This is a genomic window from Streptomyces albicerus (genome assembly GCF_008905045.1).
Classification (GTDB): domain Bacteria; phylum Actinomycetota; class Actinomycetes; order Streptomycetales; family Streptomycetaceae; genus Streptomyces; species Streptomyces albicerus.
Genome location: NZ_VWMY01000101.1, coordinates 5,677 through 29,049 on the forward strand (window position 1 = coordinate 5,677; position 23,373 = coordinate 29,049).

At 70.6% G+C, this 23,373-nt stretch carries 19 protein-coding genes; 9 read left to right on the top strand and 10 right to left on the bottom strand.

The genetic code is table 11. From position 1 onward, the window contains the following. Positions 1–311: 311 nt before the first annotated feature. On the top strand, positions 312–878 hold the full coding sequence (locus tag GAS53_RS49295) for a DJ-1/PfpI family protein (RefSeq protein WP_151484333.1): 567 nt from the start codon (positions 312–314) through the stop codon (positions 876–878). Positions 879–1,123: 245 nt separating this feature from the next. Here the strand turns inward: GAS53_RS49295 and GAS53_RS49300 are convergent, their stop codons facing one another. Continuing rightward, positions 1,124–1,789 (bottom strand): HAD family hydrolase, encoded by a 666-nt coding sequence (locus GAS53_RS49300; RefSeq protein ID WP_151484334.1) that lies wholly within the window; start codon positions 1,787–1,789, stop codon positions 1,124–1,126. A gap of 43 nt (positions 1,790–1,832) precedes the next feature. Further along, positions 1,833–2,348 (bottom strand): DUF6912 family protein, encoded by a 516-nt coding sequence (locus tag GAS53_RS49305; RefSeq protein WP_151484335.1) that lies wholly within the window; start codon positions 2,346–2,348, stop codon positions 1,833–1,835. Positions 2,349–2,668: 320 nt separating this feature from the next. Between GAS53_RS49305 and GAS53_RS49310 the strand changes: the two genes are divergently transcribed. Then, on the top strand, positions 2,669–3,376 hold the full coding sequence (locus tag GAS53_RS49310; RefSeq protein ID WP_151484336.1) for an Rv3235 family protein: 708 nt from the start codon (positions 2,669–2,671) through the stop codon (positions 3,374–3,376). Between the two features lie 206 nt (positions 3,377–3,582). On the opposite strand, the gene secA is transcribed toward GAS53_RS49310, so the two are convergent. Beyond that, positions 3,583–6,393, bottom strand: a complete 2,811-nt coding sequence (gene secA, locus GAS53_RS49315; RefSeq protein WP_151484337.1) for a preprotein translocase subunit SecA — start codon at positions 6,391–6,393, stop codon at positions 3,583–3,585. A gap of 233 nt (positions 6,394–6,626) precedes the next feature. On the opposite strand from secA, the gene GAS53_RS49320 reads away from it, so the two are divergent. Both GAS53_RS49320 and GAS53_RS49325 read left to right on the top strand, forming a co-directional pair. Next, complete coding sequence (locus tag GAS53_RS49320; RefSeq protein WP_151484338.1) at positions 6,627–7,205, top strand: GNAT family N-acetyltransferase; 579 nt, start codon at positions 6,627–6,629, stop codon at positions 7,203–7,205. 78 nt (positions 7,206–7,283) lie between these two features. Then, positions 7,284–8,486, top strand: a complete 1,203-nt coding sequence (locus GAS53_RS49325) for a winged helix-turn-helix domain-containing protein (protein WP_151484339.1) — start codon at positions 7,284–7,286, stop codon at positions 8,484–8,486. Between the two features lie 170 nt (positions 8,487–8,656). Here the strand turns inward: GAS53_RS49325 and GAS53_RS49330 are convergent, their stop codons facing one another. The 7 genes from GAS53_RS49330 to mtnA all read right to left on the bottom strand — a co-directional run bounded on the left by GAS53_RS49330 (position 8,657) and on the right by mtnA (position 17,459). Then, the gene (locus tag GAS53_RS49330) at positions 8,657–9,403 is read right to left on the bottom strand and encodes a response regulator (protein ID WP_055617175.1); all 747 of its coding nucleotides are present in this window, start codon (positions 9,401–9,403) and stop codon (positions 8,657–8,659) included. A gap of 228 nt (positions 9,404–9,631) precedes the next feature. Next, positions 9,632–10,324 (bottom strand): ribosome hibernation-promoting factor, HPF/YfiA family, encoded by a 693-nt coding sequence (hpf, locus tag GAS53_RS49335; protein WP_404829430.1) that lies wholly within the window; start codon positions 10,322–10,324, stop codon positions 9,632–9,634. A 314-nt stretch (positions 10,325–10,638) separates the two neighbouring features. After that, positions 10,639–11,523 (bottom strand): ComF family protein, encoded by an 885-nt coding sequence (locus GAS53_RS49345; protein WP_151484342.1) that lies wholly within the window; start codon positions 11,521–11,523, stop codon positions 10,639–10,641. A 193-nt stretch (positions 11,524–11,716) separates the two neighbouring features. Beyond that, the gene (locus tag GAS53_RS49350) at positions 11,717–13,564 is read right to left on the bottom strand and encodes an LpqB family beta-propeller domain-containing protein (protein WP_151484343.1); all 1,848 of its coding nucleotides are present in this window, start codon (positions 13,562–13,564) and stop codon (positions 11,717–11,719) included. After that, positions 13,554–15,614 (bottom strand): MtrAB system histidine kinase MtrB, encoded by a 2,061-nt coding sequence (gene mtrB, locus GAS53_RS49355; protein ID WP_151484344.1) that lies wholly within the window; start codon positions 15,612–15,614, stop codon positions 13,554–13,556. The genes GAS53_RS49350 and mtrB overlap by 11 nt, the downstream gene beginning before the upstream one ends. Before the next feature lies 1 nt (position 15,615). Beyond that, positions 15,616–16,305, bottom strand: a complete 690-nt coding sequence (gene mtrA, locus GAS53_RS49360; RefSeq protein WP_192583639.1) for a two-component system response regulator MtrA — start codon at positions 16,303–16,305, stop codon at positions 15,616–15,618. A gap of 8 nt (positions 16,306–16,313) precedes the next feature. Next, entirely contained in the window at positions 16,314–17,459 is a 1,146-nt protein-coding gene (gene mtnA, locus GAS53_RS49365; RefSeq protein ID WP_151484346.1) for an S-methyl-5-thioribose-1-phosphate isomerase, read from the bottom strand. A 140-nt stretch (positions 17,460–17,599) separates the two neighbouring features. Between mtnA and GAS53_RS49370 the strand changes: the two genes are divergently transcribed. The 5 genes from GAS53_RS49370 to GAS53_RS49390 are packed head-to-tail and all read left to right on the top strand — an operon-like array spanning position 17,600 to position 23,246. Next, positions 17,600–19,003, top strand: a complete 1,404-nt coding sequence (locus tag GAS53_RS49370) for a DUF7544 domain-containing protein (protein WP_151484347.1) — start codon at positions 17,600–17,602, stop codon at positions 19,001–19,003. A 4-nt stretch (positions 19,004–19,007) separates the two neighbouring features. After that, positions 19,008–19,757 (top strand): DUF4129 domain-containing protein, encoded by a 750-nt coding sequence (locus GAS53_RS49375; RefSeq protein ID WP_151484348.1) that lies wholly within the window; start codon positions 19,008–19,010, stop codon positions 19,755–19,757. Then, complete coding sequence (locus GAS53_RS49380; RefSeq protein ID WP_151484349.1) at positions 19,754–20,947, top strand: DUF4350 domain-containing protein; 1,194 nt, start codon at positions 19,754–19,756, stop codon at positions 20,945–20,947. The genes GAS53_RS49375 and GAS53_RS49380 overlap by 4 nt, the downstream gene beginning before the upstream one ends. After that, positions 20,947–21,936 (top strand): AAA family ATPase, encoded by a 990-nt coding sequence (locus tag GAS53_RS49385; protein ID WP_151484351.1) that lies wholly within the window; start codon positions 20,947–20,949, stop codon positions 21,934–21,936. Before GAS53_RS49380 ends, GAS53_RS49385 begins: the two co-directional genes overlap by 1 nt. After that, positions 21,936–23,246: a DUF58 domain-containing protein gene (locus tag GAS53_RS49390; RefSeq protein ID WP_151484350.1), complete on the top strand. Its 1,311-nt coding sequence runs from the start codon at positions 21,936–21,938 to the stop codon at positions 23,244–23,246. Before GAS53_RS49385 ends, GAS53_RS49390 begins: the two co-directional genes overlap by 1 nt. Positions 23,247–23,373: the final 127 nt, after the last annotated feature.

Here is a 23,373-nt window from a genome sequence, read left to right on the forward strand (position 1 = left end):
CGCGCCCCTGGGTGAGTGGGGGCTGGGGACGGGTTCGACTGGTGCGGGAACCTGCTGGGAACCTGCTGCACGAGGCCCACACAGGCCCCCCTCCAGGGGCGCGGGGAACTGCGCGCCCAGCCACCGCCGGCGCGCAGCCGACGCACGACCCTGAGGGGGTCTGGGGGCGCAGCCCCCAGTTTCGGGAAGGGGCGGGGTTGGGGAAAGGAAACCCTCCCCCACAGGGGCAGAATGGACGCAGGGCCCCTTGGCAAAGCCTCCGGCCGGAGGCACGTTGAGCGAGACGAGTTCTGCGAGGGGAGCGGAGCGCCATGGCTGTCAAGATCCTGATCGTGACCGGGGACGCCGCGGAATCCCTGGAGGTCCTGTACCCGTACCAGCGCCTGCGCGAGGAGGGCTACGAGGTCCACATCGCGGCCCCCGCCCGCAAGAAACTCCGTTTCGTCATCCACGACTTCGAACCCGGTTTCGACACGTACACGGAGAAGCCCGGCTACACCTGGCCCGCGGACCTGGCCTTCTCGGAGGTCGACGCCGGCCAGTACGCCGCCCTGGTGATCCCCGGCGGCCGAGCCCCGGAGTACCTCCGCAACGACCCCGAACTCCGCAAGATCCTGAAGTCGTTCTTCGACACGGACAAACCCATCGCCCAGATCTGCCACGGCCCTCTCCTGACCGCGGCGATAGACGGCCTCCGCGGCCGCCGCGTCACGGCCTACCCGGCCCTGGAACTGGACATGCAGGCCGCAGGCGCGACCTTCCAGGACGCCGAGGCCGTGGTCGACGGCACTCTGGTGTCGTCGCGCGCCTGGCCGGACCACTCCCGCTGGATGCGGGAATTCCTCACGGTCCTGCGCGCGAAGGCACCGGCGACCTGAGGCCTGGAAGCCCTGGAAGCCCTGGAAGCCCTGGAAGCCCTGGAAGAGGCTTGCTCAGGCGGGCCTGAACACGAGAGAACGTTCACCCAGTCCCGCCCTGAGCTCGGGAAGGCGTCCGCTCGGACCTGCCCGAGCCCGACGACGCGCTCGCTCGGACCAGCCTGACCGATGACGCGCTCGCTCAGTCCAGCCCGACCCCGACGACGCACTCGCTCCGACCAGCCCGACCCCCGAGAGGGTTTCGCTCACGCCGCCAACCGCTCGGCCTCCGCGACCGCTTCCTCCAGGCTGTCCACCACCGGCACGCCCACTTCCTCAAGGCTGGCCCGGCTGTGCGACCCCCCGGTGTAGAGCACGGCCCGCGCCCCCACATGCAGCGCGGCGACCGCGTCGTCCGCCGCGTCCCCGATCACCACCGTACGAGAGGGCTCCACCCCGCTCAGCGCCCCCACGTGCCGCACCATGTGCTCGGCCTTGCTGCCCCCGGACGGCCCGGTCCGCCCGTCGACCCGTACGAAATGCGGCTCGATCCCGAACCCCCGCACCAGCGGGACGAGTTCGTCATGCCCGTACATGCTCAGCAGCGACTGACTGCGACCGGCCGACACCCACTCGGCGAGCAGCCCGGGCACCCCGTCGGTGAGCCCGCAGCCCACCCGGTGCTCCACGTAGTACCGGTGGAAGGTCTCGTCCATGATCTCCCACTCCGCGTCCGTGGGCAGCCGGCCGATCAGCCGCTCGTAGAACTTCGGTACGGGCACGCAGTACAGCTCTCGGTACCTCTCCAGCGTGATCGGCTCCATGCCCAGTTCGGCGAACGCCGCGTTCGTCGCGCCGATGATCGCCGCGTTGTCGTGGAACAGGGTCCCGTTCCAGTCCCAGACGATGTGTGTCGCTCCGTGCTTCCCCATACCAAAAACGTACCCGCCCGCACCGACAACCAGCCGGGAAGCCTCAGTCGCCGAGCCCCACCAGGTTCGGAATCTCCTGCGTGGCGAACCACAGCAGCTCGTGGTCCTCGGCACCGTCCACGACGAACTGCGCGTCGTCGTCACCCCGGTCGGCCGCGCCCAGCGCGTCCGCCGCCGCCGATACGTCCGCCTCGGCCTCGCCCGAGTCGACGTGCACGGCCGCGGCCTTGGCCAGCGCGACGGCCCCGCCGACCCGCACCTCGCCGAGCGAGGCGGGGTCGAGCCCCCGGTCGGGGTCGGCGACCGCGGCTCCGTCCGGCACGTCGACGGCGACGACGACCCGCCGCCTCGGGGCCGCGGGGTCGAGCGCGATCAGCCGCAGCGAGGCAAGGGCGGCCCGGCTCAGCGCCGAGTACTCCAGCTCCTCGATGTCGTCGGACAAGTACCACTCGCGCAAGGCGGGCGTGACGGCGTACGCGACGAAGGGCCCCGAGCCCAGCTCACCCGTCTTGTACGCCTCGGCGAGACCGGAGAGGGTCAGGGGGACGTAGACGCGCATGGCTGGCCGCTTTCGTAGTCGGAGGGCTCCGAGGAGGCGGTTCCGCACCTCCCGGGAAGGCCTTCAGGATACGTGCGGGCGTCCCCTTTCGGGTCCCGGCCACCGCTCCGGAGGCGTCCACCACCGGCCCCGTACGTCACCCGGTACACCCCGGTCCCACCAAGCCTCCCGCCCTCCCCCGTCACCCTGATAGGTGAACATTCCGGCGTCCCCGGCACGCGCCCGGCTTCCTTGCGGCCGACCACTTCGGCCTCGTACAAGATCCCCAACGGAAAGTTACCGACCGGTATCAAGCCGGTCCGAACGATCGGGGACCCGCCGTGAACAAGGTGATGACCAGGATGACCAGGACGAAGCACACCCCGGGCACCCGCCCACCGGTCCGCCACGACACCCGCCGCCCGGGCAGCGGCACACCTCGTACGGCTCCGGGCGGGGGCAGGCCTCGTACAACCACGCGTGGCGGCCGCCCGCCGACCGGGCCGACGGCCGTACCGACGACCGCGCCGACGACCGGTGGCGGCCCCGACCGACGGGCGTCCGGCAGCGGTTCTTCTCGGACCCTGTCGGGCGCAGGCGCCCGATCCGCCGCTCCCGGCGACAGCCCGCAGCCCACGACCTCGGCCGCAGCCCCGCCACGGACGGCCCGCACGGCCCTCGCCGAGGGTCTGCCCACAGCTCCACCGCAGCCCCGCCCCACCGATCTCTTCGCCGACCGTCTCCTCGCCGTTCTGAGCGGTCAGCGGCCGGTCCACTGCATGCTCCGGCACACCGCGGGCCGCGCGTACGACGAACTGGCCTGGCTCGCCGAACGCGGCCCGCTCCGCGCCCGCGGCACCCGCCCGGTCGTCCGTGACATCGGCTATTACGTACCCCGCCCGGGGGCGGTGGAGGCCTTCGCCCGCATCGGCGCGGGCGACCAACTCCGTGCCATGGCCTTCCGCCTGGAACAGGGCCCCGACCTCCGCTGGCGCTGCACGGCGGTGGAACTGGGCGGCGCCCGCATGCCCCACACCGACGACGACTGATCCACACGCCCCCACCGGGGCGCCCCTACAGGGGCGTGTGACTGTAGACATTTGCGGCTCCGCCGCGTGGGCACACCCAGCCCTCTCACCCGGAGCCAACGTCCCGGCCCCACAACCCGAAGGGCCGGGCACCCCAAGGTGCCCGGCCCTTCACAGCTCACTCTCACCAAACCCGCTCAACCGGCCCAAGCCAGCGGAGCGAACCGTCACTTCTTGCGGCGACGGCCGCCCTTCTGCTGCTTGCGGCGCTCCGCGCGCGTGAGGCCGTCGGACTCCGAGCGGACCGGCTCGTCGTCGCTGGTGAAGTCGCCCTCGACGATGCCGCCCTCGCCGTCGACGGTCGGCGCGGAGAAGTGCAGCCGGTCCGGCCGCTGCGGGGCGTCGAGCCCCTTCGCCCGGATCTCCGGACGGGAAGCACCGGCAGGAACAGCGTCCTCCTTGGCGAGCGACGGCTTCGCGTCCTCGACCGGGACCTCCTCGACCTGCTGCTCGACCTGGACCTCCAGGTTGAACAGGTAGCCGACGGACTCCTCCTTGATGCCGTCCATCATGGCGGTGAACATGTCGAAGCCCTCGCGCTGGTACTCGACCAGGGGGTCCTTCTGGGCCATCGCGCGCAGGCCGATGCCCTCCTGGAGGTAGTCCATCTCGTAGAGGTGCTCGCGCCACTTGCGGTCGAGGACCGACAGCACGACCCGCCGCTCCAGCTCACGCATGATCTCGGAGCCGAGCTGCGCCTCACGCGACTCGTACTGCTCGTGGACATCGTCCTTGATGGACTCGGAGATGAACTCGGCGGTGAGGCCCGCTCGGTCGCCCGCGGCCTCCTCCAGCTCCTCGACGGTGACCTTCACCGGGTAGAGCTGCTTGAAGGCGCCCCACAGCCGGTCCAGGTCCCACTCCTCCGCGAAGCCCTCGGCGGTCTCCGCCTCGATGTACGCGTCGATCGTGTCGTCCATAAAGTGGTGGATCTGCTCCTGCAGGTCCTCGCCCTCCAGGACGCGGCGCCGCTCGCCGTAGATGACCTCGCGCTGCCGGTTGAGGACCTCGTCGTACTTGAGGACGTTCTTCCGGGTCTCGAAGTTCTGCGTCTCGACCTGCGACTGGGCGGACGCGATCGCGCGCGTGACCATCTTGTTCTCGATCGGCACGTCGTCCGGGACGTTCGCCATCGACATGACGCGCTCGACCATCTGGGCCTTGAAGAGGCGCATCAGGTCGTCGCCCAGGGAGAGGTAGAAACGCGACTCGCCGGGGTCGCCCTGACGGCCGGAACGACCACGCAGCTGGTTGTCGATACGCCGCGACTCGTGCCGCTCGGTGCCGAGGACATAGAGCCCACCGAGGTCCTTGACCTCCTCGAACTCGGCCTGCACCGCCTTCTCGGCCCGCTCCAGTGCGGCGGGCAGCGCGGCGGCCCACTCCTCGATGTGCTCCTCGGGGTCGAGGCCGCGCTGGCGCAGCTCGGCCTCGGCGAGATCGTCGGGGTTGCCGCCGAGCTTGATGTCCGTACCACGGCCGGCCATGTTCGTGGCGACCGTGACGGCGCCCCTGCGGCCCGCCTGGGCGACGATCGTCGCCTCCCGGTCGTGCTGCTTCGCGTTCAGCACTTCGTGCTGGATGCCCCGCTTGCTGAGCTGCTGCGAGAGGTACTCGGACTTCTCGACCGACGTCGTACCGACGAGGATCGGCTGGCCCTTCTCGTGCTTCTCGGCGATGTCGTCGACCACCGCGTCGAACTTCGCGACCTCGGTGCGGTAGATCAGGTCCGACTGGTCCTTGCGGACCATGGGCATGTTGGTCGGGATCGGGACGACGCCGAGCTTGTAGATCTGGTGGAACTCGGCGGCCTCGGTCATCGCCGTACCGGTCATGCCGGAGAGCTTGCCGTAGAGGCGGAAGAAGTTCTGCAGGGTGATCGTGGCGAGCGTCTGGTTCTCGTCCTTGATGTCCACCCCTTCCTTCGCCTCGATCGCCTGGTGCATGCCCTCGTTGTAACGGCGGCCGGCGAGGATACGGCCGGTGTGCTCGTCGACGATCATGACTTCGCCGTCGATGACGACGTAGTCCTTGTCCTTCTTGAAGAGCTCCTTGGCCTTGATGGCGTTGTTCAGGTAGCCCACCAGAGGCGTGTTCACCGACTCGTAGAGGTTGTCGATGCCCAGCCAGTCCTCGACCTTGGCGACACCGGGCTCGTGGATGGCGACCGTGCGCTTCTTCTCGTCGACCTCGTAGTCGCCGGTCTCCTCGATGCCCTTGAGGGTGTTGCCCGCCTCGCCCTTCTTCAGGCGCGTGACGAGCTTGGCGAAGTCGCCGTACCACTTGGTGGCCTGGTCGGCGGGGCCGGAGATGATCAGCGGCGTACGGGCCTCGTCGACGAGGATCGAGTCGACCTCGTCGACGATCGCGTAGTTGTGGCCGCGCTGCACCAGTTCGTCCTTCGACCACGCCATGTTGTCGCGCAGGTAGTCGAAGCCGAATTCGTTGTTCGTGCCGTACGTGATGTCGCACGCGTACTGCTCGCGGCGCTGGGCCGGCGTCATGTTGGCGAGGATGCAGCCGACGCTCAGACCCAGGAACTTGTGGACGCGGCCCATCATCTCGGAGTCGCGCTCGGCCAGGTAGTCGTTGACCGTGATGAGGTGGACGCCCTCTCCGGAGAGGGCGTTCAGATACGCGGGCAGCGTGCCGACCAGGGTCTTGCCCTCACCGGTCTTCATCTCGGCGACATAGCCGAGGTGGAGGGCGGCGCCGCCCATCATCTGCACGTCGTAGTGACGCTGGCCGAGGACGCGCTTGGCGGCCTCACGGACGGTCGCGAACGCCTCGGGGAGCAGGTCGTCGAGGCTCTCGCCGTCGGCGTACCGCTGCTTGTACTCATCGGTCAGGGCTCGCAGCTCGGCGTCGGAGAGGTCAACGAAGTCCTCTTCGATGGAGTTGACCTGGTCCGCGATGCGGTGCAGCTTGCGCAGGATCTTTCCTTCGCCTGCACGCATGATCTTCGAGAGGACGGACACGGGGGTTTGTCTCCTTGCCGGTCGGGCCTGGGACGGTCGGTTTCAAATGACAGCTTGAGCAACGGCCATCGTAAGCGAGGACCCCACCGCGCCGGGAGGTCTGCATGTGACAGCCACTAGGACAACGGACAGGGGATGCGGAAGGTGCCGCGCTGTCGCTACGAAAGGTAATCGCCGCCTTACACAGGGCGAAAGTGATGGCTTCCTTACCGAAGCCCGAGCAGAATCGGCCGATGGACCCCGTCACACTCACCTCCGAACGACTCCTGCTGCGCACGGTGGGAGCGCACGACACCGACGCCGTGTACGACGCCGTCCAGGATCCCGACATCCAGCGCTGGACGACGATTCCGTCGCCCTATCTGCGCGAGCACGCGACGGCCTTCACGGAGCAGATGGTGCCGGACGGGTGGGCGGACGGCTCGATGTTCACGTTCGGTGTCTTCCTGCCGGTCGGCGGTGAACTCGCCGGCATGCTCGGCATCTCGATGCGTTCCCTGGGAGTCGGCGAGATCGGCTTCTGGGCGGCGAAGGAACACCGCGGCAACGGCTACATCACGGAGGCCACGCTCACCGCCTCCCGCTGGGCGTTCACACAGTTGTCGATCGACCGCGTCGAGTGGCGGGCCGAGGTGGGCAACACGGGCTCCCGCGCGGTCGCCGAACGCGCCGGCTTCACCATCGAGGGCACCCTCCGCTCCGGCATCAACAACAAGGGCGTACGCCGCGACTGCTGGGTCGGCTCCTTGCTCCCGTCGGACCTGGGCCTGCCGTCGACGGCGCCGTACCTGCCGGCTCAGCGGCAGGTCTGAGCCCCCGACACCGCTGCTTCTGACGGGATTTCCGCAGCTCAGATCCCGTTGTCAGTGGCACCGCATATCGTGCGGACCATGACGAGTCTGCCGCGCCCCACCGCCGAACTCTCCGCCGACGAGGCCCGCCGAATCGCCCTGCGCGCGCAGGGTTTCCTGGGCGCCCCCGACCGCAAGGGCGGCGTCCGAGGCGTACTGCGGCACCTGGGCGCGGTCCAGCTCGACACCATCTCCGTCCTCGCCCGCTCCCACGAACTCATCCCGTACGCGCGCCTCGGCGCCGTCGGCCGCAAGACCGTCGACCGTGCCTACTGGACCACGGCGTCCGTCGGTGCGCCTCCGGCACAACCCCACGCCTTCGAGTACTGGTCGCACGCCGCCTGCATCCTCCCCGTCGAGGAGTGGCCGCACTTCGCCTTCCGCCGCCGCGCGTACCGAGCCCGCCCGCACTGGAACCACGAGCTGCCGGACGGCACGTACGACCAGGTCATCAAGCAGCTGAGGGCCGAAGGCCCGCTCACGGCCACCGACTTGGGCGGCGCGAAGAAGACCAGCGAGTGGTGGGACTGGTCAGGCACGAAGGTCGCCGTCGAGCGCGCGCTGATGTACGGCGAGGTGGTGTGCACGGAGCGCCGCGGCTGGAAGCGGGTGTACGACCTCGCCGAGCGCGCGATCCCGGACGCGCTGCTCCACGACGAGCTGTCCGACGCGGAGTGCCTGCGCCGCCTCGTCCGCCTCGCGGGCCAGGCCCTGGGCGTCGGCACGCGCGCGGACATCGCCGACTACCACCGCCTCAAGGGCGAGCAGGTCGACGCGGTGATCGCGGACTCCGGCCTGGTCCCGGTCACGGTGGAGGGCTGGTCCAAGCCCGCCTGGGCGGACCCGGCTGCGCTGGAGACGCCCCCGCGCGGGCGCCACCGCACCACCCTCCTGTCGCCGTTCGACTCCCTGGTGTGGGAGCGGGCGCGCACGGAGCGCATCTTCGGCTTCACCCACCGCCTGGAGGCCTACGTCCCCAAGCCGAAGCGGGTGTACGGCTACTTCGCCATGCCGGTCCTCGCAGGCGGCCACCTGGTCGGCCGCGTCGACCCGGCCCGCGAGGGCGCCACCCTCGTCGCCAAACAAGTCACCCTGGACGGCCCCAAAGCCATACCGGCGGTCGCCCAGGCCCTGCTGGAGGCAGCCGGCTGGGTGGACTGCACGAACGTACGGGTGGAGCGGGTCGACGCCCCGGAGCTGCGCGACGCGCTGACGGCGGAGCTGGGGCGAACGCTCGGCTAGGGCACCTGTCAACCGCGGGTGCGTGAGCGCCCCGTCAGGGGCGCAGGGCTGTATCGATATGCGGCTCCGCCGCGATGGGGGTCCCCCCGCTCGAGCGAAGCCGAGAGTGGGGGGAGCGACAAGCCCCCACCCGCTCGCAGCACGAACCGACGCGCTCCCCCACGGCGTCCCTACCGAATCTCGAGGATCTTCTCCCGCATCGCATACACCACGGCCTCCATCCTGGAGTGCAGCTGCAGCTTCTCCAGAATGTTCCGCACGTGGTTCTTCACGGTGTTCTCGGAGATGAACAACTCCTTGGCGATATCCCGGTTGTTCATCCCGGTCGCGACAAGCTTGAGAACCTCCAGCTCACGTTCAGTGAGCCGAGGCGCCGGCACCAGCCGCCGCTCGTCCGTGCGCTGGATCATCGACTTGAACTCGGTGAGCAGCTTCGACGCCATCGAGGGACTGATCTGCGACTGCCCGTCCGCCACGGCACGAATGGCCGTGGCCACCTCGTCCGTGGAGATCTCCTTGAGCAGATAACCGGTCGCCCCCGCCTTGATCGCGTCGTAGAGGTCGGCCTCCTCGTCGCTGATCGTCAGCATGATGATCTTCGCGCTGGGGGCGACCTCCTTGATGGAGGTGCACGCCTCGATCCCACCACGCTTCGGCATCCGCACATCCATCAGCACGATGTCCGGCAGCAGATCGGCGGCCTTGTCGACGGCCTCCGCCCCGTCACCCGCCTCCCCGACGACCTGGATGTCCTCCTCGGCGGCGAGCACGATCTCCAGGCCGCGACGGAAGAGGGCATGGTCATCCACGACAAGGACCCGGATGGGCTCCTTGCGTGGGGATCCCGCGTCCGGGCCCATGCCGACGACGCCGTCGTCGGCATCTTCGTCACGCATCGGTCCGAAGCTGTCCGCCATGGTTCCTCCCCCTGAAGGCCGTGGCCTGTGTTTCTGTGCCATCGCCAACCCAAGGCAACGGCCCACCGGTTGGGCCGGTACGGCCATGATTTCATGCCCTGACGACAACGAGATGACAGAGCGGGACGCAAAGGGGTCGCACACCGGTGCCCCTGGGGGCGCAGAGGCGCTCCAGGGGCACCGGCTGGGGTCCTCCCGGCCGAAGGCTGGGGAGCTCACCGGGCGAGGTCAGCCGCCCAGCGCCCCGCCTGCCGGGGTCTGCTGCGCCTGGGCGACCATTGGGTCCGTGCTGAGGTGGATGACGCCGTAGTCGTACGCGTGCCGCCGGTAGACGACACTCGGTTCCTTGGTCTCGGAGTCGACGAACAGATAGAAGTCGTGTCCGACCAGTTCCATCTCGTAGAGCGCCTGGTCGAGGGTCATCGGGGACGCGACGTGGGTCTTCTCGCGGACGACGAGGGGGCCTTCGCCCTTCACCTCGAGCGAGCCGATCTTCTTGGTCGGTACCGCTTCGGGCTCTTCCTCGTGGACGACACTGCCGTTCCCGTTCAGCGTCGCCGCTCCCGGGACGTGGTCGGCGACCTCTGCGGCCGAGATCCTGCGTGTGCCGCGGCGCGTGTGCCGCTTGTCGTGCTGCTTGCGCAGCCGGGCTTCCAGCTTGTCGGCCGCCAGGTCGAGCGCCGCGTACGGATCGCTTGCCGCTGCCTCCGCCCGGATCACCGGACCGCGGGAGTGAAGTGTGATCTCCACTCGGTCGGAGCGGTCGGCCTGCCGGGGGTTCAGCTCCTTGGACACCTCGACGTCGAGGCTGATCACCTTGCCGTCGAGCTTCTGGATCTTCTCCAGCTTCAGCTTCTCGGCCACGTGCTTGCGGAACCGCTCGGGCACCTCGGTCTTGCGGCCCTTGACGACGATGTCCACGCAGAACTCCGTTCCCGGATCGCTCCGCATCGACGGCGGAGCATCTCCCTTTTGCACCAGGCTCCGGCCACTCCCGAAGCCTCGGACTCGGTGACTTCCACCTCCTCCTCCCCCGCGGGCAAGATCTCCACCCACTGTCGCGGGTGATTGCAGAAAACCCACGGCACGGCATTCCGATATGCGAGGGACGACGTCCGCCATTCCCTCACAACCGAACATATCTCGCCTGGACGGATGTCGTCACCCTCTACTGCGGCCTACCTCCATTCAGGTGAATAGAACCTCTCACTACCTGCAACGACGCAACTTCTCTGTCAGTTCCGGTTTATTCCGAAAGAAGCTGGAGATGCCGCGACCACCGCCGCGCTGATCATGCCTTCGACGCCGTTCGTACCCGTCATTTCCCTGGACGCTTCCGGTCGGCCTACACCTGTCACGGTTGCTCGGGCCATCCCTTCCCCTCTCACTTTGGGTGTTACTCGGCCGTAAGGACCTGCTGCCTCCGCGAAAGCGGCACCCAGGGCCCGTGCCGCCTCCGTCAAGGACGCCCCCGTCGTCATCAGGTCGTCGACCAGCACGACCCGCCCGCCGCCTGCCAGCAGCCGGACGCCTCCGGGCGCCGCCTCCAGGGCGCCGGCGAGATTGTCCAGCCGCTGCCGGGAGTTGAGCCCCGACTGGTCGGCCACGGCACGCCGCTGCCGCAGCACGGCGAGCACCCGGGCCGGCGTCCCGGTTCGCCGCAGCTCACCCGCCGCGGCGAGCGCGATCCGCCGCGCCGGGTCGTGCCCCCGCGCCCGCACCGCCCACCGCGCGGACGGCACGGGAACGAGCGTCACGGATGCCTCTGAGCCTCCCGCTCCAGTCCGTCCACCGGCTACGAGCCCCACGGCCCCACTCACGCCATCGGCGGCGAGCACGGCCCGCACAGCCCCCGCCAGCGCCGCTCCCAGTGGCGCGGCGAGCATCAGCGCACCCCGTTCCTTGTGGGCGAGGAGCGCCGCCCGCACCTCGTCCTCGTACGGAGCCGCCGCGTGCGTCACCGGCAGCCCCGGTGGCTCCGGCACCGGCCGCACCCGGCTCGGTACGGCCCCCATCAGGGCGGCAAGGCACTCCGGGCAGAGCACCGTGCGAGGCCTCCCGCAGCCTCCGCACTCGGCCGGCAGCACCAGGTCCGTGAGGTCCTGCCACCACCCCCGCATGCCCACCACTGTGCCAACGCCCGAGCGCCTCTGCCACCCCTGTGGATAACTCCCTGTGGACAACTCCACGCAACCGTAGGGGCGTTGTCCCCCACACGAGGGACCCACCCGCGACGTACCGGCTCCGCACAGGCAGACGCGGGCGGGCGCCAGACGCGGGCAAGATCCCACGCAGGCAGCGCGCCCGGCGGGCTCACCCCGGATAGACCGGCGCCATCCCTGTCTTGACCACCGTCTGCCACTGCGCACCGGTCGAGAGCCGCACGATCCCGTCCTCCGAGTGCGCCAACAGCGGCAGCCGTTCGTTCTCGGAGGCGGCGATCTCCTTCACGCCGGTGAGCGCGGAGGGCGCCGGGCCGACCGGCGTGGAGCCGTCGACCTGGACGTACTGGATCTGCTGCACACCGCGGGTCTTGCGCCCGACCACGACCAGGCGGCTGTCGCCGGCCCAGGACATGGCGGTGACCTCCTCCAGCTGCGGTGCCACGGGCCGCAGCTCGTGGATCCCGACGGCGGTCTTCCCGCCCGGCCCGTCCTGCCGTTCGATACGCCCCATGAGCAGGGTGGTCCTGTCGTCCTTCCGTACGATCAGGGCGACCCGCACCCCGTCCGCGGCCACCCGCACGGCCTCGATGCGCCCCTCGAGCCCGGGCGTCGTGACCACCAGCGGCTCGCCCGCGCCCTTCGCCAGCAGGAGCAGCCGGGAGTTCTTCGGGTCACGGTCGGCCACCCACAGGTCACCGCTCGTGTCCCAGCTGGGCGTCGTCAGCCCGTCGTCCTCCGACGTGGCCTTGCTGCGCAGCACGGGATCCCCGAGCGAACCGCCCGACGCGAGCGACCCGACGTACAGCGAGCGCCCGTCGACCGTGACCCCGGCCGCCGTGTCCTCGTCCCGCGCGACCGCGGCCGCCCGCAAGTCCTTGTTGCCGTCGCCGAGCGCACCGGGCACCGGCTCGGGCTTCTGCTCGCTGCTGCCACCCGGTATCCGGACGAGGCGCTTCTCGCCGTCGATGAAGTACTCGTAGGCGACAGGCTTCGTCGGGCCGTGCGCCACCACGATCCCGGCCCGCTCGTCGGTCAGCGCGCACAGCTGCGCGCCGTCCGAACGCTGCAGCTCCACCTCGTCGATGCCCGTGGGCGTCAGGTCCTGGAGGGTGAACAGGAGTTGGGCCGCCATCTCCGTGCACACGGACTGACCGACCCGGTCCGCCTTGGCGTTCAGCGGCACCGTCAGCCTGTTCTGGTCGTCGGGCGTCAGCGTCTTGACGCCCTCCTTCAGCGCCGTACCGGTGGGGAAGCTCGACCTGACCACCGGTTTGAGCCAGCTCGTCGGCCCCTTCAGGAGCGAGCGGACCATCCGTGTCACCGGATCCACCTGCTCGCGCACATAGACGGGGTCGGCGACGGCCCCGAGCGGCCCGTCCGCCCCGCCCGCCCCGTTCGACGCGAAGTAGTACTTGTTGACGGACACGTAGTTGCGCTGGAAGTCGGACATGCCCATCACCAGACCCTGGGGCGGCACGTCGATGCGCCACTGCTTGGTGCCGTCCTTCTCCTTCTGCTTCGTGAGGTGCACGAGCTCGTCGTACTTCCCCTCCGCGGGCTCGTACGCGAGCTGCGAGTCCACTTCGGCGACCTTGGTACCGGTCAGCGAGTAGGCGTAGTCGCCCGTCGCCTCTCTGCTGCCGCTGTGCTCCGCGACGGTGTTCGGCCCGTCCGCGAGCACCGTCGTCGACTGGTTCGGACGCCACTCCTGCGACGCCTTGTCGGTCAGGTACATGCGCGCCGTGTCGAACCGCGGATCGTCGCTGGTCAGAGCCTCCAGGAAACCCTGCACGATCTCCTCGGGCTGCGCGTCCTCCCGCGGCGGCATGGCGAAGACCCTGACCTGCGCGTCCGGCCGCTGCGAGGCCTCGACCGCGCGTGGATCCCCGCTGTCCGGCATCGAGGCGCACCCGGCCAGGAGCACGGCTCCGCAGCCGACGTACACCAGCACACGCACCGGACGCCGACGGCCGCCCCGATCGCGGTCAGCGCCCACGAGATTCCTCCCCCTGCTTCAACTGATCCGACTTCTCACCGGTTACCCGCCCGTCCTCAGCCGGGGCCTCCCCCGGTGGGCCGGCCTGGCCACGCGGCTCTGTGGTGGGCCGGGGCACCACCCGCGCGCCGTTGCCGGGCAGCGCCGCCGGATCCACCGCACCCGCCACCCTGGGGGCAAGCGCCGGCATCGGCGGCACCGCACGCTCGCCGGCGGGCTGTGCAGGCACCGTGGCCAGCTTCTGCGTGCCGCCGAGGGGCAGCCCCGCGTCGTTCAGCCCGCGGTTGCGTCGCGAGTCCTTGGGTTCCAGCGGTATCGGCGACCCCCGAAGCGGCTCGTCGGCCGTGCGCGGCAGCGTCAGGCGGAACTGCGAGCCACCGCCCGGCTCGCCCCACGCCTGCAGCCATCCGCCGTGCAGCCGCGCGTCCTCCAGGGCGATGGACAGGCCGAGGCCCGTGCCGCCGGTGGTACGCGCGCGTGCCGGGTCGGCCCGCCAGAAGCGGCTGAACACCCGGGTCGCCTCGCCGGGCTTGAGCCCCACTCCGTAGTCGCGCACCGCGACCGCGACCGCCCCGCCCGCCGCGGCGAGCTTGACCACGACGTCCTTGCCCTCACCGTGCTCCACGGCGTTGACGACGAGATTGCGCAGCACCCGCTCCACGCGCCGGGCGTCCGCCTCGGCGACCACCGGCTGCTGATCCCCGACGACCCGTACGTGGGTGCCCTTGCGCTCAGCAAGCGGCTCGGCGCCGCTGACGACCCTGCGCACGACCTCCCGCAGGTCTATCGGCTCGGCCTCCAGGGCCGCCGCGCCCGCGTCGAACCGGCTGATCTCCAGCAGATCCGCGAGCAGCGTCTCGAAACGGTCCAGCTGGTCGGCGAGCAGCTCGGCCGACCGCGCGGTCATCGGATCGAAGTCCACGCGCGCGTCGTGGATGACGTCGGCCGCCATCCGGACGGTCGTCAGCGGCGTACGCAGCTCGTGCGACACGTCGGACACGAACCGCCGCTGCATCCGCGAAAGGTCCTCCAGCTGCTGGATCTTCAGCTGCAGGTTCTGCGCCATCTTGTTGAAGGCCTCACCGAGCCGCGCGATGTCGTCCTCACCGGTGACCTTCATACGTTCCTGAAGGCGCCCGGCGGACAGCCGCTCGGCGATCCCCGCGGCCATCCGCACAGGCGTGACGACCTGACGCACCACGAGCCACGCGATCGCCCCGAGCAGCACCACGACGAACAGTCCCGCCGTCGCGAGCGTCCCCTTGACCAAGCTGAGCGACTTCTCCTCCTGCGTGAGCGGGAAGAGGTAGTACAGCTGGTACGGGTCGCCGTTGGGGTCGTTGACCTGTGTGCCGATGATCAGCCCCGGCTGGGACTCCTGGCCGTTGTTGTAGAAGATGCGTGTGTAGCTCTGGGCCGCGCCCGTGCCTTCGCCGACCCGTTCGCGCAGGTCCTCGGGAACACTGAGGCTCCACTCCACAAAGCCCGACGCGCGCGGTCCGAGACCCCTGCTGTTGTTGTCCGTGGAAGTGGTGCTGAGAGTCACGACGCTGAACGCGCCCTGGCCGCCGCTGGAAAGCGACTGCACGAGAGAGCTCATCCACCCGCTGACGTTCTGGACGGGGTTGTCGTCCGGGCCCGAGCGGTCCTCCCCACCCGCGCCCGCCGCGCTGTCGGCCTCCTGTCTGGCGACCGTGAACCCGCCCGTGGCCTGGCTCTGCGAGGCCTTCACCTTGGCGTCCAGCAGGCCGTTGCGTACCTGCCCGATCACGACGAAGCCCAGCAGCAGGACGACGCCCAGCGACATCAGCAGCGTCGTGACGACGACCTTGAGCTGGATGTTGCGCCGCCACAGCCGCATGACGGGCAGCAGCGGCCGGCGCACCCAGCGCATGAGCAGCCGAAGGACCGGGCTGCCCTGGACTCCGCCCTGCAGCAGCCCGACCTCGACGAACTGCCCCCAGCGGGAGCCCGTCGCCTTCCGGCCGACAGGCCGCCCGGCGCGGGTCCCCGGCTGGCCGGGCGCCGAAGCGGCACTGTCCCGGGACATGTCAGCTCGGTCCTGCCTTGTAACCGACGCCACGGACGGTCACCACGATCTCCGGCCGCTCCGGGTCCTTCTCGACCTTGGAGCGCAGCCGCTGAACATGGACGTTCACCAGGCGGGTGTCCGCCGCGTGCCGGTAGCCCCACACCTGCTCCAGGAGCACCTCACGCGTGAACACCTGCCACGGCTTGCGGGCCAGCGCCACCAGCAGGTCGAACTCCAGCGGAGTCAGCGCGATCGACGCGCCGTCCCGCTTCACAGAGTGACCGGCCACGTCGATGACCAGATCGCCGATCGCGAGCTGCTCGGGCGCCGGCTCCTCGGACCTCCGCAGCCTGGCCCGGATCCGAGCCACCAGCTCCTTTGGCTTGAACGGCTTCACGATGTAGTCGTCGGCACCCGACTCGAGGCCGACCACGACATCGACGGTGTCGCTCTTCGCCGTGAGCATCACGATCGGCACCCCGGACTCCGCCCTGATCAGGCGGCACACCTCGATACCGTCCCGGCCGGGAAGCATCAGGTCCAGGAGCACCAGATCGGGCTTGGTCTCACGGAATGCGGCCAGCGCCTTGTCGCCGTCGGCTACGAAAGACGGCTCAAAACCTTCACCACGCAACACAATGCCGAGCATCTCGGCCAGTGCGGTGTCGTCATCGACGACAAGGACTCGTCCCTTCATAAACGCCATCATCCCATTAACTAAATCGTTACCTGGCGTGACCTGTCACACAGCTCGGCAAGGGCCTCAGCTGTCACGGGCGACACGGCGCCCTCCTCGGTGACGATCGCCGTCACCAACTCGGGCGGCGTCACGTCGAACGCCGGGTTGTACGCCTGGGTCCCCAGGGGTGCCACCGGTATCCCGCCTCCCGCTTCCGCTCCCGCCACCGGCACCTGGGGTGCTGTGATCTCGGTCACTTCATGACCTGCGCGCTGCTCGACCTCGATCGATGCTCCGTTCGGAGTGTCCGGGTCCACCGTCGTCACCGGCGCGACCACGATGAACGGCACATGGTGGTATCTGGCCAGCACCGCGAGCGGATAGCTCCCCACCTTGTTCGCCACCGAGCCGTCCGCCGCGATCCGGTCCGCCCCGATCAGCACCGCGTCCACCTCTCCTGCCGAGAACAGCGACCCTGCCGCGTTGTCCGTGAGCAAGGTGTACGCCATTCCGCTGCGCGCCGCCTCATAGGCCGTCAGGCGAGCACCCTGCAGCAACGGCCGCGTCTCGTCCACCCACAGCCTGCGCAGCCGCCCAGCCCGGTGCGCCGCGAGCGCAACCGCGAACGCCGTGCCCTCACCCCCGGACACCAGCGCCCCGGTGTTGCAGTGCGTCAGGATCCGGTGGTTGCCCCCGGGCAGCAGCTCGTCCAGCAGCGCCAGACCATGCGTGGCCATGCGCCCGCTGGCCTCGGCGTCCTCTTCATGGAGCGCGCGCGCTGCGGCGAGCGCGGCCTCGGCGGCCTGCTTCTGGTCACCGCCGCCCACGAGGACGGCACGATGAGCCGCCTCGGCCCTGCGCACCCCGTGCGAAAGGTTCACCGCGGTGGGCCGTGCACTGGCGAGCGCGGCCGCGGCCTCATCCACGTCGAAGCCTCTCGCGGCGGCGAGCGCGACCCCGTACGCCCCCGCGATCCCGAGCAGCGGCGCTCCGCGCACGGCAAGCGTACGGATCGCCTCCACCAGCGCGGGCGCGTCGGTGCACACCAACTCGACCTCCTCGGCGGGAAGCCGCGTCTGGTCGAGAAGGACCAGTACGGGACCTTCCGGCGGCTCGTCCCACCGGATCGCGGGTATCTCGGTGCGCCCGTCGTTCTCGCGGGATTGCGCGTACTGATCAGCCATCCGCCCAGTCTGCCCCTTACCGGGCGGACAATTGAAGGTGTGCAGCCCATACGGCGACCGGTCACTTCCCGGCCACACCGTGGCACGATGGCTGCCAACCTGCCGCCGCGACCGCGGACGGGCACCGTGAAGGAGCGACGATGAAAGACACTCCGGGCTGGGCATCGCCCGGATCTGCCCCCTCCGACGGGCAGAACGGACAGGAGCCAGCCGCTTCCGGCCCTGCCGAGCCCGCGGACCAGCCCGATCGTCAAATGCCCGCGGGCGAGCCGGGCGGACCCGGCCACGACCCGTCCGGCCCAGGCTCGAAGTGGTCCAAGGAGCAGCCCCCGCCGGCCCAGTGGCCCGCGCCCAGTGGCCCCCAGGGCGCACCACCGCAGGCCCCACCGCCACCCCCGCCCAGCCCCGGCTGGGGCGGCCAGCCACCCGCCGGCCCCGGCGGGTACGGAGGCCCCGGCGGGTACGGCGGTCCCGGCGGGTACGGCGGTGGCTACGGCCCCGGCCCCGGCGGCTACCCCGGCTGGGGAGGCGGCTGGGGCGGTCCCCCGCCCGCGGCCAAGCCCGGCGTGATCCCGCTCCGCCCGCTCGGCGTCGGCGAGATCCTCGACGGCGCGGTGTCGACCATGCGTACGCACTGGCGCACGGTCCTCGGCATCTCGCTGACCGTCGCGGTCTTCACGCAGATCGCCGTGATCCTGCTCCAGGGCTTCGTCCTGGACGACAGCGCCAGCACAGAGACCCTCAACGACCCCAGTGCCAGCGCCAGCGAGCTGACCCGCGCCCTGGGCGACACCCTGCTGAACTCTGGCGTCGTCCTGCTGATCACCCTGCTCGGCACCATCGTCGCGACAGCTCTGCTCACGACCGTGACCAGTCGCGCCGTGCTCGGCAAGTCGGTGACCACCGCCGAGGCCTGGCGCGACGCCCGCCCCCAGCTGGCCAAGCTCTTCGGCCTGACCTTCCTGCTCCCGCTCATCGCCGTCGCAATCGCCGCCGTGGGCACCCTGCCCGGCATCCTCGTCGGCCTCGCCGGCGGAGGCGACGGCGCCGTCGCGCTCGCCGTCTTCGGCGGCCTGGCCGCGGCAGTCGTCGCGCTCTGGCTGATGATCCGCTTCTCGCTGGCCTCGCCCGCCCTGATGCTGGAGAAGCAGAGCGTCCTGAAGTCGCTGAGCCGCTCCGCGAAGCTGGTCCGCGGCTCCTGGTGGCGGGTCTTCGGCATCCAACTGCTGGCCACGATCATCGCGAACATCGTCGCGTCGATCATCGTGATCCCGTTCGCCTTCCTCGCCTCCTCGCTGAGCGGCGAAGGCGTCAGCGGCTTCCTCAACAGCAGCACCGGCGATCTGGGCTGGACGTTCCTCATCGTCAGCGGGATCGGCTCCGTGATCGGTGCCATGCTCACGTTCCCCATTACCGCGGGCGTGACCGTGCTCCTCTACATCGACCAGCGCATCCGCCGCGAGGCCCTCGACCTCGACCTGGCCCGCGCCGCCGGTGTCCAGGACTACGGCTCCGGCGCCCCCGGCTCCACCCCGGGGAGCTGATGCGGTGAGCCTGGCGGGGGGAGTTCTCACGGCCGTACTGGCGCTGCCACGCGCCAACGACGCGGCCGTACATGCGCTGTCGCGCGCCGAAGGCGAACCACCGGTGACGATCCCACGCGGCCCCGCGCGGGAAGCGGCCCGGCGCGAGCTGTCCAAACGGATGTACCACGAGAACGACCCCAGCCTGCTCCAGCGCGCCCTGAACGCCTTCTGGGAGTGGGTCGACAAGCTGTTCAGCGCAGCCTCGTCCGCGACTCCTGGGGGCGCGCTCGGCCTCCTCGTCGTCGCCCTGGCCGCCGTGGCACTCATCGGTGCCCTCTGGTGGCGCCTCGGCACCCCGCGTCGCGGCCCGACCTCAGCGGCCCCGCTCTTCGACGACCGGCCGCGCAGCGCCGCCGAGCACCGGGCGGCCGCCGAGGCGCACGCCGCCCAGGGCCACTGGAACCAAGCCGTCCAGGAACGCATGCGCGCCGTCGTCCGCTCCCTGGAAGAGCGCGCCCTGCTGGATCCCCGCCCCGGCCGCACCGCCGACGAAGCCGCAGCCGAAGCGAGCCGCACCCTCCCCACCCACACGGACCGACTGCGCGCCGCGGCCCGTGACTTCGACGACGTGACGTACGGCGGACGGACGGCCACCTCGGAGACGTACCACCGCCTCGCACAACTCGACCGCGACCTGGAACGCACCAGGCCGGTCCTCGCGAGCAGCACCCAGAGCACGGCCCACAGTGCCCGCCAGGGGGCAGCCGAATGACCACCGAGGCCACCCTGCCGTCCACTTCGGCCTCCCCCACCGTCCGCCAGGTGTGGACCCGCGCGCGCGGTGTCCTGCTCGCGCTCGTGATCCTCCTGGCGGCCGCCGTCGCCATCGCCGTGGTCCGCTCCGACGCCCAGCACGGCAGCCTCGATCCGCGCTCCGCCGACCCCTACGGCAGCCGCGCTGTCGCCGAACTCCTCGCCGACCAAGGCGTGTCCACACGCGTGGTCACCACCCTGGACGAGGCGAGCACCGCGGCCGGCCCCGACACGACCCTGCTGATCGCCGCTCCCGACCTGCTGACCGACCGTCAGCAGGACCGCCTCCACTCGGCGTTCTCGGACTCCGGCGGCCGCACGGTCCTCGTCGCCCCCGGCACCCCGTCCGCCGGCACCCTCGCCCCCGGAGTCGACGCCGACCCCACCCCCAGCTTCGACTCCACGCTCTCGCCCGGCTGCGCCCTGCCCGCCGCCCGGCGAGCGGGCACCGCCGACACCGGCGGCATCCGCTACTCCTCGGACGCGCCCGACGCCGATTCCTGCTACCTCAGCAACGGCCTGCCCACCCTGCTGCGCATCCCGGCAGCCGAAGGGGACGGCGACACCGTCGTACTCGGCGCCCCCGACATCTTCCACAACGACCGCCTCGACGAGCAGGGCAACGCCTCGCTCGCCCTCCAACTGCTCGGTTCCCGCGCCCACTTGGTCTGGTACCTCCCCTCGCTCTCCGACGACTCGGCCACCGACGCCGGTGACCGCAGCTTCTTCGACCTGATCCCCTCCGGCTGGCTCTGGGGCACGCTGCAGCTCTTCATCGCCGCAGCCCTGGCCGCCCTCTGGCGCGCCCGCCGCCTCGGCCCGCTCGTCCCCGAACGGCTCCCCGTCGCGATCCGCGCCTCCGAGACCGTCGAAGGCCGCGCCCGCCTCTACCGCAAGTCCAACGCCCGCGACCGCGCCGCGGCAGCCCTGCGCTCCACCACCCGCACCCGCCTCGCCCCCCTCGTCGGCGTATCCCCCGCCCAGGCGCACGCGCCCGAGGCCCTGCTCCCCGCTCTGTCCGCCCAGCTCCGCCGGGAAGGACAGTCCCTGCACTCCCTCCTCTTCGGGCCGCCACCCCGCGACGACGCGGCCCTCATCGCTCTCGCCGACCAACTCGACGCCCTCGAAAGAGAGGTACGCCGTCCATGATGGCCCCGACCACTGACAACGCCGGGTACGCCGGGGATCCGGGCACCGCCCGCTCCTCCCTGGAAGCCCTGCGCGCCGAGATCGCCAAAGCCGTGGTCGGCCAGGACCCCGCCGTGACCGGCCTCGTCGTCGCCCTCCTCTGCCGCGGACACGTCCTACTAGAAGGAGTCCCTGGAGTAGCCAAAACGTTGCTCGTCCGGGCCCTCGCATCCGCACTCGAACTCGACACCAAGCGCGTCCAGTTCACCCCGGACCTGATGCCCAGCGACATCACGGGCTCCCTCGTCTACGACGCCCGCACCGCCGAGTTCTCCTTCCAGCCCGGCCCGGTCTTCACGAACCTGCTCCTCGCCGACGAGATCAACCGCACCCCGCCCAAGACCCAGTCCTCGCTCCTCGAAGCGATGGAGGAGCGCCAGGTCACGGTCGACGGCACCCCGCGCCCGCTCCCCGAGCCGTTCCTGGTCGCCGCGACCCAGAACCCGGTCGAGTACGAAGGCACGTACCCCCTCCCCGAAGCCCAGCTGGACCGTTTCCTCCTCAAGCTGACGATCCCGCTCCCGTCCCGCCAGGACGAGATCGACGTCCTCACCCGCCACGCGGAGGGCTTCAACCCGCGCGACCTGCGCGCCGCCGGCGTACGCCCCGTAGCGGGCCCGGCAGACCTCGAAGCCGCCCGCGCAGCAGTCGCCAAGACAACGGTCTCCCCCGAAATCACCGGCTACGTAGTGGACATCTGCCGCGCCACCCGCGAATCGCCGTCCCTCACCCTCGGCGTCTCCCCGCGCGGCGCCACGGCACTCCTCGCCACCGCCCGCGCCTGGGCCTGGCTGACCGGCCGCGACTACGTCATCCCCGACGACGTAAAAGCCCTCGCGCTTCCCACCCTCCGCCACCGCGTCCAACTCCGCCCGGAGGCAGAGATGGAAGGCGTGACGGCCGACTCGGTCATCAACGCAATCCTCGCCCACGTCCCCGTACCCCGCTGATGGCCCTCACCGGACGCGCCGCTCTCCTAGCGGCCCTCGGCACCCTCCCCGTCGGCATCTGGGAACCCAGCTGGGTGGGCATCCTGGCCGTGAACACCCCCTTGGCCATCGCCTGCGCCTGCGACTTCGCCCTGGCGGCCCCCGTACGCCGCCTCGGCCTGACCCGCTCCGGCGACACCTCCGTACGCCTCGGCGAAGCCGCCGACGTCACCCTCACCGTCACCAACCCGTCCCAGCGCCCCCTGCGCGCCCGCATCCGCGACGCCTGGCCCCCGAGCAGCTGGCAGCCCGGCACGGAAGTCGCCGCCTCCCGCCACCAGGTGACGATCCCCGCGGGCGAACGCCGCCGCGTGACGACCCGCCTGCGCCCCACCCGCCGCGGCGACCGCCAGACAGACCGCGTCACCATCCGCTCGTACGGCCCTCTCGGCCTCTTCGCCCGCCAGGGCAGCCACAGAGTCCCGTGGACGGTACGCGTGCTGCCCCCGTTCACCAGCCGCAAGCACCTCCCTTCGAAGCTGGCCCGCCTGCGCGAACTCGACGGCCGCACCAGCGTCCTGACCCGCGGCGAGGGCACGGAATTCGACAGCCTCCGCGACTACGTCCCCGGCGACGACACCCGCTCGATCGACTGGCGTGCCACAGCCCGTCAGTCCACGGTCGCCGTACGCACCTGGCGCCCCGAACGTGACCGGCACATCCTCCTGATCCTCGACACGGGCCGCACCTCAGCGGGCCGCGTCGGAGACATCCCCCGCCTCGACGCCTCCATGGACGCGGCTCTTCTCCTGGCAGCCCTCGCCTCCCGGGCCGGCGACCGCGTGGACCTTCTCGCATACGACCGCCGGGTACGCGCCCTGGTGCAGGGCCGAGCCGCGGGCGACGTCCTTCCCTCCCTGGTCAACGCGATGGCGCGCCTCGAACCGGAACTCATCGAGACGGACGCCCGCGGCCTCACGTCCACCGCCATCCGCACGGCCCCGCGCCGCTCCCTGATCGTGCTCCTCACGACCCTCGACGCGGCCCCCATCGAGGAGGGCCTGCTTCCCGTGCTCTCCCGCCTCACCCAGCGCCACACGGTCCTCGTCGCTTCGGTGTCGGACCCGCACATAGAGCGCATGGCCGCGGCTCGCGGAAACACTGAAGCCGTGTACGAAGCCGCCGCCGCGGCCCAGGCCCAGTCGGAACGCCATCGCACCGCCGAACAACTCACCCGCCACGGCGTCACCGTCGTCGACGCGACGCCGAACGACCTCCCGCCGGCCTTGGCGGATGCATATCTGGCTCTCAAAGCGGCGGGGCGTCTTTAGGTAGTGGGGAAGTATCAGGGCCGAAGGAGCACCGCCATAAACACAAAAAAGCCCCCGCACCGAAGTGCGGGGGCTTTTCTTTAAAATTTGTTCGGCGGTGTCCTACTCTCCCACAGGGTCCCCCCTG